General features: G+C 69.7%; 7 protein-coding genes. 4 read left to right on the top strand and 3 right to left on the bottom strand.

Annotated elements, in window-relative coordinates; translation table 11 throughout:
• Positions 1–52: 52 nt before the first annotated feature.
• Both ACH413_RS20730 and ACH413_RS20725 read right to left on the bottom strand, forming a co-directional pair.
• Entirely contained in the window at positions 53–3172 is a 3120-nt protein-coding gene (locus ACH413_RS20730) for a family 78 glycoside hydrolase catalytic domain (RefSeq protein WP_360035640.1), read from the bottom strand.
• A 138-nt stretch (positions 3173–3310) separates the two neighbouring features.
• Positions 3311–5572, bottom strand: coding sequence for a cellulase family glycosylhydrolase (locus ACH413_RS20725; protein ID WP_360035643.1), 2262 nt, complete (start codon positions 5570–5572; stop codon positions 3311–3313).
• A 327-nt stretch (positions 5573–5899) separates the two neighbouring features.
• Between ACH413_RS20725 and ACH413_RS20720 the strand changes: the two genes are divergently transcribed.
• Positions 5900–7816 carry a ricin-type beta-trefoil lectin domain protein gene (locus tag ACH413_RS20720; RefSeq protein ID WP_360035646.1) on the top strand — a complete coding sequence of 639 codons (1917 nt, stop codon included), beginning with the start codon at positions 5900–5902 and terminating at the stop codon, positions 7814–7816.
• A complete protein-coding gene (locus tag ACH413_RS20715) occupies positions 7816–9108 on the top strand; it encodes a jacalin-like lectin (RefSeq protein ID WP_360035649.1) in 1293 nt (430 codons plus the stop codon). The genes ACH413_RS20720 and ACH413_RS20715 overlap by 1 nt, the downstream gene beginning before the upstream one ends.
• Before the next feature lie 45 nt (positions 9109–9153).
• On the opposite strand, the gene ACH413_RS20710 is transcribed toward ACH413_RS20715, so the two are convergent.
• Positions 9154–11313, bottom strand: a complete 2160-nt coding sequence (locus tag ACH413_RS20710) for a glycosyl hydrolase family 95 catalytic domain-containing protein (protein ID WP_360035652.1) — start codon at positions 11311–11313, stop codon at positions 9154–9156.
• 154 nt (positions 11314–11467) lie between these two features.
• Here ACH413_RS20710 and ACH413_RS20705 point away from each other — a divergent pair, with 154 nt between their 5' ends.
• Positions 11468–13717 (top strand): rhamnogalacturonan lyase, encoded by a 2250-nt coding sequence (locus ACH413_RS20705; RefSeq protein ID WP_360035655.1) that lies wholly within the window; start codon positions 11468–11470, stop codon positions 13715–13717.
• The gene (locus ACH413_RS20700; RefSeq protein ID WP_360035658.1) at positions 13714–14721 is read left to right on the top strand and encodes a GDSL-type esterase/lipase family protein; all 1008 of its coding nucleotides are present in this window, start codon (positions 13714–13716) and stop codon (positions 14719–14721) included. Before ACH413_RS20705 ends, ACH413_RS20700 begins: the two co-directional genes overlap by 4 nt.
• Positions 14722–14725 lie beyond the last annotated feature (4 nt).

Raw genomic sequence — 14725 nt, 5'->3', positions numbered from 1 at the left:
AGGACGGGCCGGATGACGCGCAGGAACGGGATGCAAGGCAGGCCGTGCAGTGTCAGGAAGCCGGTTCGGCGGTTGCCGCCGCTGCGGCGCTCCCTCCCCCGGTGAACCTCCACCGTCCGTGCGGCACCTTCACCACCGCGACGCCACTGGAGTGCGGCACGTGCACCTCGGCGGTCGAACCGACCGGCACCTCGACGGTCAGCCGCAGCACTCCGTCGACCTTCGCCCACCCCACGCTGATGCGGCCGCGCACGCTCTCGAACTCCATCCGCGCCCACGCCAGAGCGGTCGCGGAGGGCCGGACCGTGAACGTCCGGTAGCCCGCGTCGCCCGGTCGCAGGCCGGCGACGTGCTCGTACAGCCACTGCGCGATGGTGCCCTTGAAGTAGTGGTTGCGGGAACGGGTGCCGGTGTCCCACATCTCCCACATGGTGTCGGCGCCGTTCGAGAACCAGTGGCCCCAGCTCGGGTACGACCGCTCGGTGGCCATGGCGTGTGCGACGTCGGCGTGACCGTTGTCGCCCAACGCTTGGAGCAGCACGCTGGCGCCGAGGCAGCCGACGTTGACGTGGTTGCCGTTCGCGCGGACCTCGGCGGCCAGCTTGTCCGCGACCGCCTGGATCGAGCCCGCGGGCACCATGCCGAACGCGAGCGGGATCGCGTTGGACGTCTGCCGGTAGTCGGTGTCCTTGGCGGTGCGGTAGTAGCCGTCCAGGAAGGTGGTGTTGAACGCTGACAACAGGTTCGCGGCCACCTCGCGGTAGCGCGGGACGGGCTTGCCGATCACATCACCGAGTTCGGCGGTGTGCACCAACGCGCGGTAGAGGTACGCCGTGGCGGTGAGGCGGGTGTCCTCGGGCGGGATGCCGCCGGAGTCGGGTGGCAGGAAGTCGCCGAGCGCGGTGACCGCGAGGCCGTCGCGCAGCCTGCCGATCTCCCAGTCCAGGTAGCGGGTGAGCACCGGCCAATGCTGCGCGGGCAGCCGGTCGTCGCCGTAGATCCGGTACATCTCCCTGAGCACGAACGGGTAGACGGTCGTCCACTCGGGAGCAGGCGCCAGTTCGCGGTAGCCCCAGCCGCCGCTCGGCACGATCACCGGCAGCTGGCCTGCCGCGTCCTGGCCGTCCGCGAGGTCGCCGAGCCACTTGGTGAAGAACTTCGCCATGCCGAACTCGGCGAGCATCGACGGCGCGCCGACCTGTGCGTCGCCGGTCCAGCCGTTCTTCTCGTAGGTCGGGGTGTCGGTGGGGATGCCGTGCAGGTTGTTCGCGACGGTGCGGCGCATCGCGGCGTCGTACTGCTCGAACAACGGCTCGGAGCAGCGGAAGGTGCTGGCCTGCGGCACGTCCGAGTGCACCAGCCGGCCGACGAGCTTCGGCGCCGCCGTCAGTCCGGTCACCTCGATGTAGCGGAAGCCCTTGTAGGAGAACTTGGGTTCCCACGTCTCCGCGCCGCCGGCGCAGACGTACTCGTCGAGCTGGATGCGGTTGCCGGTGACGTGCCCGTTCTCCATGTGAACGCTGCCATCGGAGTTCAGCGTCTCGCCGTGCTTGAGCCGCACCAGGGTGCCGGCCGGGGCGGTGACGGTGAGCTGCGTCCAGCCGGACATCGTGCGGCCCATGTCGGCGACGAACACACCCGGCTTGAGCACGCTCACAGTCGGCGTGACCGACTCGATCACGCGAATCGGTTCGTGTTCCTGGGCCTTCAGAGCGCCCTTCGGCGCCGGCCGGACCGTCGTGCGCTGCCACGCGCCGTCGTCGAAGCCCGGTTTGGTCCAGTCGCGCGGCGCGAGGCGGGCGTCGTAGGTCTCGCCGGTGTAGAGCGAGTTCGACACCGTGGGGCCGTCGGTCAGCCGCCATTCCTCGTCCGACGTGATGGTCGTGCGGGTACCGTCCGGGTGGTCGATCTCCAGCTGTGCCAGCAGTTTCGGCTCGTCGTGCCACGGCGGGCGCTCCCACCGCCACACGTTCGGCGTCTTCATGCCGTAGAAGCCGCGGCCCAGTGTCACGCCGATCGCGTTGCGGCCACTGCGAACCAGACTCGTGACGTCGTGCGTCGCGTACAGAACGGTGTTGTCGTAGTCGGTGAACCCGGGATCGAGCACCCGGTCGCCGACGCGCCGGCCGTTGATCTCGGTCTCGTGGTACGCGAGGCCGCTGACGTACAGCCGGGCGCGCTTGACCGGTTTTGTGAGCGCGAACTCCCTGCGCAGCAACGGCGCGGGCTGCTCCTTGACCGTGACGTTCGCTCCCCACGGCCCCTGGCCGTACGGTTCGAGCACGGTCGCCGGAGTCCACGCGGAGTCGTCGAAGTCCGGGGTCTGCCAGCCGGGTTGCTCGGTCTGCGCGACCTTCCAGCCGGGACCGGTGACGATCTCGCGCTGGCCGTCGGGAAGATCGACCACGAGCCGCAGCAGGAGCCCGGCCGGTCCCGTCGACCTGTTGGTGGCGCGGGCGGCCAGCACGATCCGGCGGCCGGCCAGGCGGGTCACGTCGGCGCGTTGCCCGACCTTCCACACGTCGACCTGCTCCGGGACGTGCAGGACCTCAGAACCGTTGACGTACAGGGTGAAGTCGTCGTCCGCGGTCGCGACGAGCCTGGCCCTGACCGCGTCCGCCGGAAGATCGATCGACGTCCGGAACCACCGGCTCTCCACCGGCGACGTCGCCGACCAGATCCACGAGGCACCGGCGAAGGTGATCGACGTGTCCGCGGCACCGATCCACCGCGCCTGCCACGGCGTGCCGAGCAGGGCGGTCTCCCACCAGTTCGTCGTGCTCCACGCCGACACCCGGCCGGAGCCGTCCCACACGCGCACCCGCCAGTGGTAACGCGTGCGCGGCTTCAGTTCCTTGCCCGCGAACGGAACCCCTGCGGTCCGGTCAGAACCGACCTTCCCGGACTGCCACACGTCCGACCGTCCGGGCGCCGTGCCGACCTCGACCTGGTAGGCCGTCTGCCGTGCGCCGGTGCCTTCCGCCGCCAGCACCCAGCCGAGCCGGGGTGCCGTGACATCGGTGCCCAGCAGCGTTTCCGCGTACTCGACGGTCGTGCGCACGACCCGCATGCCACCAGCCTTGTCGGCCGGCCCGGCGTGCGCCACCCCGACCGGGAGTGCCGTCGCGGACAGCCCGACGGCCGATGTCCTGAGGAACTCACGTCTGCGCACGTCGTCTCCACCTTCGTCGCTGGATGAAACGTTTCAATCGCGGCGTCGAGGCAAGACTGTTGTGGACCGGTCGGAGTGTCAAGGACTGCGGGAGCAGGCTGTCCGCAATCGGACATCACCGGTTGAATCGTTTAAACGTCAACCGGTCGTGCAGGTGCTTCCGTTGAGGGTGAACGAGGTCGGCGCGGGGTTCGACCCGCTGTACGTGCCGTTGAACCCGATGCCCACCGACGCGTTCGGCGCCAGCGTGCGGTTCCAGGTCAGGTTGGTCGCGGTGACCGCGGCACCGGACTGGGCGAACGTCGCTCCCCAGCCGGGCAGCGTGACCTTCTGGCCGCCTGCGTAGCTGAAGGCCAGCGTCCAGCCGTCGACCGCGGAGGTGCCCGTGTTGGTGATGGTGACGTTGGCGGTGAAACCGTTGCCACCGCCCCAGTTCTGGCCGGAGTAGCCGACCTTGCAGGCACCGGTGCCGCCACCCGCGCCGGTCGTCGCCGACACGATGCCGGAACTCGCCGACACGTTGCCGGCGGCGTCCTTCGCCCGCACCTGGTACCGGTAGGTGGTCGACGGCGAGAGACCGGAGTCGGCGTACGTGGCGGTCGCCGTCGAGCCCACCGCGGTGAACGAGCCGCTGCCGACGGCGCGCAGCACGTCGTAGCCGGTGACGCCGACGTTGTCGGTCGAGGCCGTCCAGTTCAGCGTGAGACCGGTGGACGTGACCCCGGAGGCGACCGGAGTACCCGGCGTGGAGGGCGCCACGGTGTCGCCGGGATCGCCACCGCCGTAGATCGTGGACTCCTTCGAGGTCTGTCGGACACCGTTGGCGCCGTTGAGGAACCGCTCACCCCAGGAGGTGAGGCTCGCCGGGTTGAACGAGTTGGTCATGTCGAGGTAGCCGACGTCGCTGCTGTTGCCGCTCCACGACCAGCCGAGGTAACCGAGGCCGCGCGCCTGGGCCTGCGCCATGATCGTGGCCTCGTCCGGGTCACCGTCGCTGTGGTTGTGCCCGAACTCCCCCACCACCAGCGGCAGGCCGGCGGTCCGGAACGCGTCGAAGTACGCGTTGATCTCGGCCGCGGTGTCGTAGACGCCGTACATGTGGATGGAGAACACGGTGTTGCGCAACGGATCGGCGTTGAACACCGACGCCGCGTTGTCGCGCATGATGTTGCCCCAGTCCTGGCCCCACATCGGCGCGTCGGCCATGATCAGGTGCTGGAGTCCCGCACCGCGCAGTCTGCTGATCGCGCTGCTCGTGGCGCTGGCCCACGTCGCGCTCACCGAGGCGTTGTTGCCGAACGGCTCGTTGCCCAGGTTGACGACGACGTAGTTCTCCTGCCCCTTCAACGCGTCGGCCACGCTGATCCAGTAGGTCGCCGCCTGGTCCAGGCTCGCGGCACCGCTCTGCTCACCGAACCCGGTGGTGTCGTGCACCTCCAGCACGCAGATCAGCTTGTTCTGCTTGCACAGCGCGATGACGCTCGAGACCTCCGCCGCCGGAGTAGGTCCCCACCGCTGCCCGCTGCCCAGCACGACGCGCACCGTGTTGGTGCCGAAGGTCTTCATGTCCGCGAACGCCCTGGTCTGGCTCTGGTACCAGACGTGCGCGTGGTTCACGCCGCGCATGACGAACGTGGCGCCGTTGCCCTCGACGACCCGCGTGCCCTCGACGTGCAGGCCCACCGCCGCGGGTTGCGACCGCAGCGCCGCCACCAGCGCCGGGTACCAGCGGCTCTCGATCTTCTGGATGCCGGTGGTGCTGTTGGGGTGAACGCCGTCGCCGGTGTCGGCGGCGGTGTCGAACCCGGTCCACTGGTCCACCACCGTGATCGGGGACGCCGTGGTGCTGTTCGCCCGTGCCCAGCCGGGAATCGCGGCGTTCAGGTCGGCCACCCGCTGCCCGCACGCGGAGCAGTTCGACGGGTTCATGGGGATGATCTGCGCGACGATCAGCTTGGTCGCGGGGTTGCTCGCCCGCATCTGGCCGAGCAACGCGGTGTAGGCGTTGAGGATCGTGCTCGCGGGGATGTTGTTCCACACGTCGTTGGTGCCGAGGTGCATGAGCACGACGTCCGGCCGCGCCGAGGAGAGCCAGCCGGGAAGCTGGTTGTCCCGCACGATGTTGGTCGCGAGGAACCCGCCGTGGCCCTCGTTCTCACCGTCGTAGGAGAAGCCACAGCCCTGCGCCGGCAGCGACCCGACGAAGTCCACGTCGGTGTACCCGGTGTCCTGCAGGTGTTTCCACAGCAGCGCCCGCCAGCACCCCGGGGAGCCGGTGATGGAGTCACCGAGCGCCATCACTCGCGCTGGTGCGGCGGCGTTCACCGCGGTGGGAGCGATGACGACACAGGCCGCCAGCAGCAGCCCGGTCACCACCGCTCGGAGAAATCGCAAGGTCACGACGACCTCCAGGGAAATGTTCGATTGTTCTCGGGGAATTCTGGGAGCGCTCCCAGAATTCGGACACTAGCCAGCCGATCACCGGCAGACACCGCCGAGTGGCCCACCGGCGGAGCCTGTCCGGTGCGGACATCGGGCTGACCTCGGGTTTGTCCGGCCGGACGGCCTCTGTCATACCGTCGAACGCATTCGTCGAATCGACCGCGAACATTCGCCGAACCGTTGACGGCCCGAGTTCGCGACTAGATCATGGCAGCGCTCACATCCTGCCCGAATTCTCTTTCCTCGAATCCCCCTGCAAAAGCGGAAAGCGAGTCCCAACCCCTCATGTTAACGTTCACACGACTACTCGTTCTGATAGTCGCCCTGAGCACCGTCACCGCGATCGGCGGTACACCTGCCTCCGCCGGGCCCGCGATCTCCGGGAACCAGGTCCGGGTGCCCGCCGCGCCGATGGGCTGGGCCTCGTGGAACACGTTCTTCGAGAACATCGACCACAACGTGATCAAGGCGCAGGCCGACGCACTGGTGTCGTCCGGGCTCGCGGCCGCCGGCTACCGGTACGTCAACATCGACTCGGGCTGGTGGAAGGGCACCCGCGACGGCGCGGGCGACATCACCGTCGACGAGGCCCAGTGGCCCGGTGGCATGAAGGCGATCGCCGACTACATCCACGGCAAGGGGCTCAAGGCGGGGATCTACACCGACGCCGGCAAGAACGGCTGCGGCTACTACTTCCCCACCCCCGGTCCTCCACACGCCGGCACCGGCAGCGAGGGGCACTACGAGCAGGACATGCTGCGGTTCTCCCGCTGGGGCTTCGACTACGTCAAGGTCGACTGGTGTGGCGCCGACGTCGAGAAGCTCGACGCTCCCGGCACCTACCGGGCGCTCAGCGACGCCGCAGCCAGGGCGAGCGCGACCACCGGACGTGAGCTGGTGCTGTCGATCTGCGAGTGGGGCAAGAACGACCCGTGGAACTGGGCGCCGGGCATGGCCCCGTTGTGGCGCACCGGAACGGACATCATCTTCGCGCACGAGACGCCGTCGATCGGCATGGTCCACGAGAACTTCGACAAGAACCAGCGGCCCACCGCGCAGCACACCGGCTACTACAACGACCCGGACATGATGATGATCGGCATGCCCGGCCTGTCCGCCGCGGCGAGCCGGGTGCACATGGGCCTGTGGGCGGTCGGCGGTTCACCGATGCTGCTCGGCAACGACCTGACGAAGCTGAACGACAGCGCGCTCGGGGTGCTGACCAACCGCGAGGTGCTCGCCGTGGGCCAGGACCCGCGCGGACTGCCCGCCGTGGAGGTCGCGGAGGACGTCCGCGACCAGCAGGTCTACGCGAAGGTGTTGTCCGGCACCGGGCGCAGGGCGGTGGCCCTGCTCAACCGGACGTCCTCGCCGGCCACCATGACGGTCAGGCTGGCCGATCTCGGCCTGGCCGGCCGGATGGCGGCCGCACGCGACCTGTGGAGCGGCATCGCCACGCCGATCACCAACGGCAGCCACAGCGTCACGGTGCCGGCGGGCGACGCGGTGCTGCTGTCCGTCGCCGGCACGGAGGCGAGCGCCGCCACCTACCCCGTCGTGAACTCCCGCGCCACCGGTATCACCGCCAGCGCCGGCGGGCTCGCGGTCGCCACGTTCGAGTACACCAACGCCGATCGCGTCGCCCGCCAGACCACCCTGCAGGTCAACGGCGGCCAGATCCCCACCACGCTCGCTCTTCCGCCGACGCCCCAGGGCACCGTGTCCGCGATCGTATCCCTGGCGAAGGGAACCAACTCGCTGACGCTGTCCGGAACTGGGGTGACGGCCGTCGAGGTGCGCGAACTGCCCGGCACGGCGGGCACCGAGGTCATCGGCTCGCAGTCCGGCCGGTGCGCGGACATCAACGGCAACACCATCACCAACGGCACGCAGGCCCAGCTGTGGGACTGCAACGGCGGCGAGCAGCAGACGTTCACGCTCACAACCCGCAAGGAACTCGTGGTCTACGGCAACAAGTGCCTCGACGCCTGGGACCACGGCACGACCAACGGCACGAAGGTCGCCATCTACGAGTGCACCGGTGGCACCAACCAGCAGTGGAACCTCAACGCCGACGGCACGATCACCGGCGTGCAGTCCGGTCTCTGCCTCGACGCCTACAACGCGGCGACGGCCAACGGCACGAAACTCGTGCTGTGGACGTGCAACGGCGCCGCCAACCAGAAGTGGACGCGCAACTGATGATCAGACCCCTGCTCCTGATCCCCGTGGTGCTGGCGGCGCTCGCCACGCCGGCACACGCCACCACCGGTGGCAGCTTCGAAGTGCTGACCTACAACGTGGCAGGCCTGCCGGAACCGCTCTCCTCCGGCAACCCCGCCGTGAACACCCCGTTGATCAGCCCGCGTCTCGCGCCCTACGACATCGTCAACGTCCAGGAGGACTTCAACTACCACGCGGCGCTGTACGCCGGCGACAACCACGCGCACCGCACCCCGACGACCGGTGGCGTCCCGTTCGGCAGCGGCCTGAACACGCTGTCGCACCGGCCCTACAGCGATCTCGAACGCACGAAGTGGTCGTCCTGCAACGGCACGGACTGCCTCACGCCCAAGGGCTTCTCGTACCAGCGGGTCGAGCTGGCCGCGGGCGTGTCCGTGGACCTCTACAACCTGCACCCCAACGCCGGTACCGAGAACTCGGACCTCGCCGCACGCCGGTCGAACATCACCCAGCTGTCCCGTTTCATCGCCGCGAACTCAGCGGGCAACGCGGTCATCGTCATGGGAGACACCAACACCCGCTACACCCGCGCGGACGACAACATCCGCGAACTGGTCACCACCAACGGACTCACCGACGCGTGGGTGCAGCTCGAACGCGGCGGCCAGGCACCGGCGGCGGGCGACCCGGCGCTGGTGTGCGACCCGGCGGCGCTCACCGACTCGTGCGAGGTCGTCGACAAGATCCTCTACCGGGGCAACCGGCAGATCACGCTGACCGCACGCGACTACCGCAACGACAACGCGGCGTTCGTGGACGCCCAGGGCAAACCGCTGTCCGACCACTACCCGATCGCCGCGCGGTTCGACTGGACGGCGGACGACGGCATCCAGCTCAGCGCCGAAGCCGGTGGTCCGCACGGCAGCCCGTTCACCGACGTCGCGGCGATCGACCTGGGTGCCGTGCGCACGCTCACATTGCGCGGTGCCAGCAGGTTGGACCAGATCGCCGCCACGCTCACGAACGGCACGACGCTCGCCCACGGCGGCTCTGGCGGCACGGCCACGTCCCTGACGCTCGAACCGGGTGAGCACTTCGTGTCCGCGAAACTGACCCAGAGCAAGTACAACGGCCGCACGCGGGTGTTCTCGGCCGCGTTCACCACCAACCGCGGACGCACGCTCTCAGCGGGTCAGCCGACCGGCGAGACGCTCACCGTCACCGCACCGGCGGGCTGGCGCATCGCCGGGTTCACCGGCCGGTCGGGCACCGAGATCGACCGGCTCGGCGCGATCTTCGTGCCCGCCTGAGCGACGACGTCCGCGTCCGGGCAGGTGCCTGGACGCGGACGTTCGTCACCGCGGGACGAGCTTCTCACCGAGCATCAGCTGAACGTCCGGGCGGATCGTCACCTCTGCCGCATGTCCCTGGCACGTCACGACAACTGTCTTCTCCCCTTGGAGAGTGCGCAGCGCGACAGCTTTCAGCTCCCCTCCGTCCCACCACACGTCGACGACCACTCCGCCTCGTGCCCGCAGTCCGCGCACCACCCCGGTCGGCCAGGCCGAGGGCAGCGCGGGCAGCAGGCGCAGGACGCCGGTGTGGCTCTGCACCAACATCTCCGCGATCGCCGCGGTGGCACCGAAGTTGCCGTCGATCTGGAACGGAGGGTGCGCGCACAGCAGGTTGCGGTACACCCCGCCGCCGTGCGGACTTCCTTCCGTCGCCTCCGTCAGCAACATCGAGAGCAACGTGTGCGCGCGGTCGCCGTCACCGAGCCGGGCCCACAAAGCGGCTTTCCAGGCCAGAGACCAGCCCGTGCCCGCGTCTCCCCTGGCGACGAGCGCACGCCGTGCGGCCTCGGCCAGCGCCGGAGTGCGCACGGGATCGATCTGATCACCGGGATACAGGCCGTACAGGTGCGACACGTGCCGATGGCCCGGCTCCGCGTCAGGTACCTCGTCGGCCCACTCCAGCAGGCCGCCGTGCGACCCGATCGGCGGTGGCGGCAGCTCGATCCTCCGCACCTCGTCCACCACGTCATCGCGCAGCCCCAGCACGTCCGCGACCTCGACCAGGCCGGCGAACAGGTCCGCCGTCAACGCCAGGTCCATGGTGGACCCGACGCCAGCCGCGACCGGCTCTCCCCCGGCCAGGTAGTGGTTCTCGGGTGACGTCGACGGCGCCGTCGTGAGCACGCCGTCGCGGGAGACCAGCCAGTGCAGGCAGAACTCGGCCGCCCCGCGCAGCACCGGCCACGCGTGGTCACGCAACCAGCCGGCGTCACCGGTGAAGGCGTAGTGGTCCAGGAGATGCCGGCACAGCCACGCCGCGGCCATCGGCCAGTTCGCCCACGCCGGGTCGCCGGCACCGGCACCGACCGGGGTGGTGAGGCACCACGGGTCGCTGTTGTGGTGCGCCACCCACCCCGGCGCGCCGTAGAGCGCCTTCGCCGTCTCCGCACCGGGTCCGGACAGCTGCTCGACGAACTCCAGCAGCGGCTCGTGGCACTCGGGCAACGCGGTGACCTCGGCCGGCCAGTAGTTCATCTGGAGGTTGATGTTGAGCGTGTAGTTGCCGCGCCACGGCGGATCGGTGTGCGGGTTCCAGACGCCCTGCAGGTTCGCGGGCAGCGTGCCCGGCCGGGAGCTGGTGATCAGCAGGTAGCGGCCGTACTGGAACAGCAGCGCGGGCAACGCCCGGTCGGGCCACGCGATCCGCTCGTCCGTCGGCAGGTCCGGTACCGGGCCCAGCTGGAGGCTCACCCGGTCGAACAACGCCCGATGGGCCTGGACGGCCTGGTCGCGGAACGTCGCCCAGCCCAGCCCGCGGGCCTGTTCGACCCGTTCGAGCGCCACGCGGGAGCACTCGGCGGGATCGTCCACCGGCGCGGTGCCGGGCCCGCGGTAACCGGCCTCCGTGGTGACGTAGACCGTGTCGCCGTCCACCGCCACGACCGCCGCCCAGGCCATCCCGGACGGCACCACGCCCCGCACCCCCACGATCCCGCCGGACGAGGTGAAGTGCTCTCCTGGCAACGACCCGCGCAGCACCGGGCTCACGCCGGCACCGGTCACCCGCAGCGCCAGGACGTGCAGGCCCGCGTGGCACACGGCCTCCCGCCGCACCGCCGTCCGCCCGCTCCGGTAGGAGACCGAGTACGTGCCGGTGCGCAGGTCGAGCTCACGCCGGTAGGCCTCGGCCCTGCCCGGTCCGCTGACGAGCGAGACCTCCGCCAGCGGCAGGTACTTCGCGGTGTCAGGCCCCTGCAGGCGTCGCAACACCTCCTCCGCCGCGCGAGGTGAGCCGGCCAGCACGTGCGAACGGGCCTGTTCCACCAGGTCCGGATCACCGGACGGCGCCGCCAGCGGTGAGCCCGTCCACAGCCGGTCGTCGTTGAGCTGCACCAGTTCGGCGTCGACGCCGCCGAAGCACATCGCGCCGAGCCTGCCGGTGCCCAGCGGCAGCGCTTCCTCCCACGCCGCGGCGGGGGCCTCGAACCACAGGCGGGTCACCGCGGCACCACCAGGTCGATTCGACTCGTTCGACACCTCTTCCGTCGAACGGCGCACTCGATTCGACGGCAACGAAGGAAAACGCTTTCCGCATTATGCAGCAACACATTCAGACCCTTGCGTCAGGTGCTGGACAGGGGTCATGGTAGCCGTCGTGGATCTGCGACGAGGGGTTCTGCTGCCGTTCGTGTTCACCGCCGTCCTGGCCGGGCAGCTGCCCGCCGCCGCGCACCCCACGCCCGGTGAACACCTCGACCGCGGGCTCGTCGCGGCCTCGGTCGAGGGCGGTGTGCACCTGAGCTGGCGCCTGCTCGGCCAGGAGGCCACCGGCTCCACCGCCACCGGCCTCTCGGGACCCGATTTCGCGGTCTACCGGGACGGGAGGCGCGTCGCGACCGTCACCGACAGCACCACGTACGTCGACACCGGCGCGGCACCTGGAGCGCGATACCAGGTCGCTCCCGTGCGACGCGGTGTGCCGCTGGGGCGCAGCAAGTCCGTGACGGCGTGGACGGCACCACACCACGACCTGCCGCTGCACAAGCCCGCGGACGGCGTGACGCCGGCCGGTGAGCACTACACCTACTCCGCCAACGACGTCAGCGTCGGTGACGTGGACGGCGACGGCCAGTACGAGTACGTCGTGAAGTGGGATCCCAGCAACTCCAAGGACGTCTCGCAGGTCGGCTACACCGGCCCGGTGTACCTCGACACGTACCGCTTCGACGGCACGCTGCTGCACCGGATCGACCTCGGCGTGAACATCCGGGCGGGCGCGCACTACACCCAGTTCCTGGTCTACGACTTCGACGGCGACGGCCGCGCGGAGCTGATGACGAAGACCGCGCCGGGCACTCGTGACGGCCGCGAGCGGTACATCACGATGCCACGGGAGGACGTGCGCGCGGGATATCGGCACACCGACGACTACCGGCTCAGCCCGGACGGCTACCGCGACCACCTCATCGACGTGTTCCGCGGCTGGGACTCCCATCCCGAGGTGGTCGCCGGCCGGTGGCCCGCGACGCTGGAGCAGGCGTTCGGCATCGAGCCGCGGTACGCCTACCCGCTGTCCACAGAGGACGCCGCCGCACTGGTCGACCACTTCATCGACGTCTACGCGCCGTCCCGCAGCACCAACAACAAGCTGCGCCAGTTCGCCGGTTTCATCGTCGACGGCCCGGAGTACCTGACGGTGTTCGACGGCGCCACGGGACGCGAGCTGCAGACCATCCGCTACGAACCCGGCCGCACCGACGACGGGCTGATGTGGGGCGACTACGCGATGCCCCGGATCGAACCGGGCAACCGCGTCGACCGGTTCCTGTCCGGAGTCGCCTACCTCGACGGCAAGCGTCCGTCCGCGATCTTCGCCCGCGGCTACTACACCCGCTCCACCGTGGCGACCTACGACTGGGACGGCAGGCGGCTCAGGAAGCGCTGGCTCGTCGACAGCGGCTGGGTGCCGATGACGAACCCGTTCCGCGACACCCCGCACGGACGTGACGGCGCAAACCCGAGTCACGCCGAGCTCACGACGCAGGGCGCGCACTCGCTGAGCGTCGCCGACGTGGACGGCGACGGCAGACAGGAGATCATCTACGGTGGCGCGACGCTCGACGACAACGGTTCGCTGCTGTACAGCTCGGTCGGTGTGCTGCCACCGGGCAGTGCGGAACCGGGAGCCGAGGTCCGGGTCGGGCACGGTGACGCCCTGCACGTCACCGACATCGATCCGAACCGTCCCGGTCTCGAGATCTACATGGTCCACGAGGGCGCGCGCTCCGCCCCGTACGGCTACGCGCTGCGCGACGCCCGCACCGGCACGACGATCTACGGCGCCTACTCCGGAATGGACACCGGCCGAGGCATGATCGGCGACGTCCGCCCGGACGTGCCCGGCCTCGAGACGTGGGCGTCCATGCCGAACGGCTCGGACTCCGCGGGCATCTGGAGCGCGGACGGCCGCAGGCTCGAGAACCGTTCTCCCGGAACGAACATGAGCATCCGCTGGGCCGGTGACCTGACCACCCAGATCGTGACCGGCGCCCAGGACGTGACGCCGGCCGTCGAGGACTGGCGGCGCGGCACGCTGCTCACCGCCACCGGAACGCGCATGAACAACGGCACCAAGGGAAACCCGTCGCTCGTGGCCGACGTCTTCGGCGACTGGCGCGAGGAACTGGTCGTGCGCACGCAGGACAGCACGGCCCTGCGCTTCTACCTCAGCACCGAACCGACGCACCACAAGATGTACACGCTCATGCACGACCGCCAGTACCGCGTCGAGGTCGCCCGCCAGCAGACCACCTACAACCAGCCCTCGTACCCGAGCTTCTACTTCGCCTCGGACGTCGACTGGTCGCGCGTTCCCCTGCCCTCGCACCGATTGGCCGGATCATGATCACACGACTTCTCGTCACGGCGGTGGTGCTCGTGAGCACCACCGCCGTGGCCCCGGCGGCGTCCGCCGCCACCACGAGCTCACCCACCGACCCGAACGTCAGGTACTTCGGCCGCTGGAACACGAGTTCGTCGAGCGCCTACGTCTCCGAGTGGGCGGGCGCCTACCTCGTCGTCGGCTTCACCGGCCGGACGGTGAAGCTCAGGCAGCGCCGCGCGATCGACTTCTTCGTGAGCATCGACGGCGGGCCTGACGTGTCCTACGTGAACCGGACCGGCACCGTGGACCTCACCCCGGCGCCACTGGCCGCGGGCAACCACACCCTGCGCGTCTCCTACCGCCCGATCGCGGGCTCCTACAAGGGCGACGCGGTGTACCAGGGCATCGAGATCGACACCGGCGCGCGCACGTTCGCGCCCACCGTGCCGTCGAAGATCATCGAGTTCGTCGGCGACTCGATCACCGTCGGCCAGTTGTCGTCGAAGCAGGCGCTCACCGCGTACGGCTGGCTGACCGGCGAGAAGCTGAAGGCCGGCCACACGCAGATCGCGGTGGGCGGCGCGTGCCTGCACCCGGCGGCGGACGGCTGCCTGAGCATGCGCGAGGGCTTCCTGCGCACCGGCCTGGCGCTGAACACGCCCGCGTGGAACTTCGGTCGCTACAAGGCGAACGCCGTCGTGATCAACCTCGGCACGAACGACGTCGGCCACAGCGTCACCAAGGACGAGTTCCGCTCCTCCTACGTCACGCTCCTGCGGCGTGCGCGGGAGAAGTACCCGACGGCGGCGATCTTCGCGCTCGGGACGTTCCGCAAGCGGTACCTCCCGGAGACCCAGGCGGCGGTGCGGACGCTCACCGACGGCGGCGACGGCAACGTGCACTTCGTCGACACCACGGGCTGGATCGACGAGGCCACCGACACGTCGGACAACGTGCATCCCAACGACCAGGGCCATCGCAAGATCGCCGACCGGCTTGCTCCGATCGTCGCGGCCAAGATCTAGAACG

Origin of the sequence: Lentzea sp. NPDC020367 (assembly GCF_044387305.1) — a bacterium.
Classification (GTDB): Bacteria; Actinomycetota; Actinomycetes; order Mycobacteriales; family Pseudonocardiaceae; genus Lentzea.
Note: the sequence above shows the minus strand (reverse complement) of the source record. Positions and strands in the feature narration are given on the sequence as shown.

What these genes read in the sequence shown, in the direction of transcription:
- ACH413_RS20720 (WP_360035646.1), top strand. Translation starts at nt 5,900, where the DNA reads ATGTTAACGTTCACACGACTACTCGTTCTGATAGTCGCCCTGAGCACC.
- ACH413_RS20715 (WP_360035649.1), top strand. Translation starts at nt 7,816, where the DNA reads ATGATCAGACCCCTGCTCCTGATCCCCGTGGTGCTGGCGGCGCTCGCC.
- ACH413_RS20700 (WP_360035658.1), top strand. Translation starts at nt 13,714, where the DNA reads ATGATCACACGACTTCTCGTCACGGCGGTGGTGCTCGTGAGCACCACC.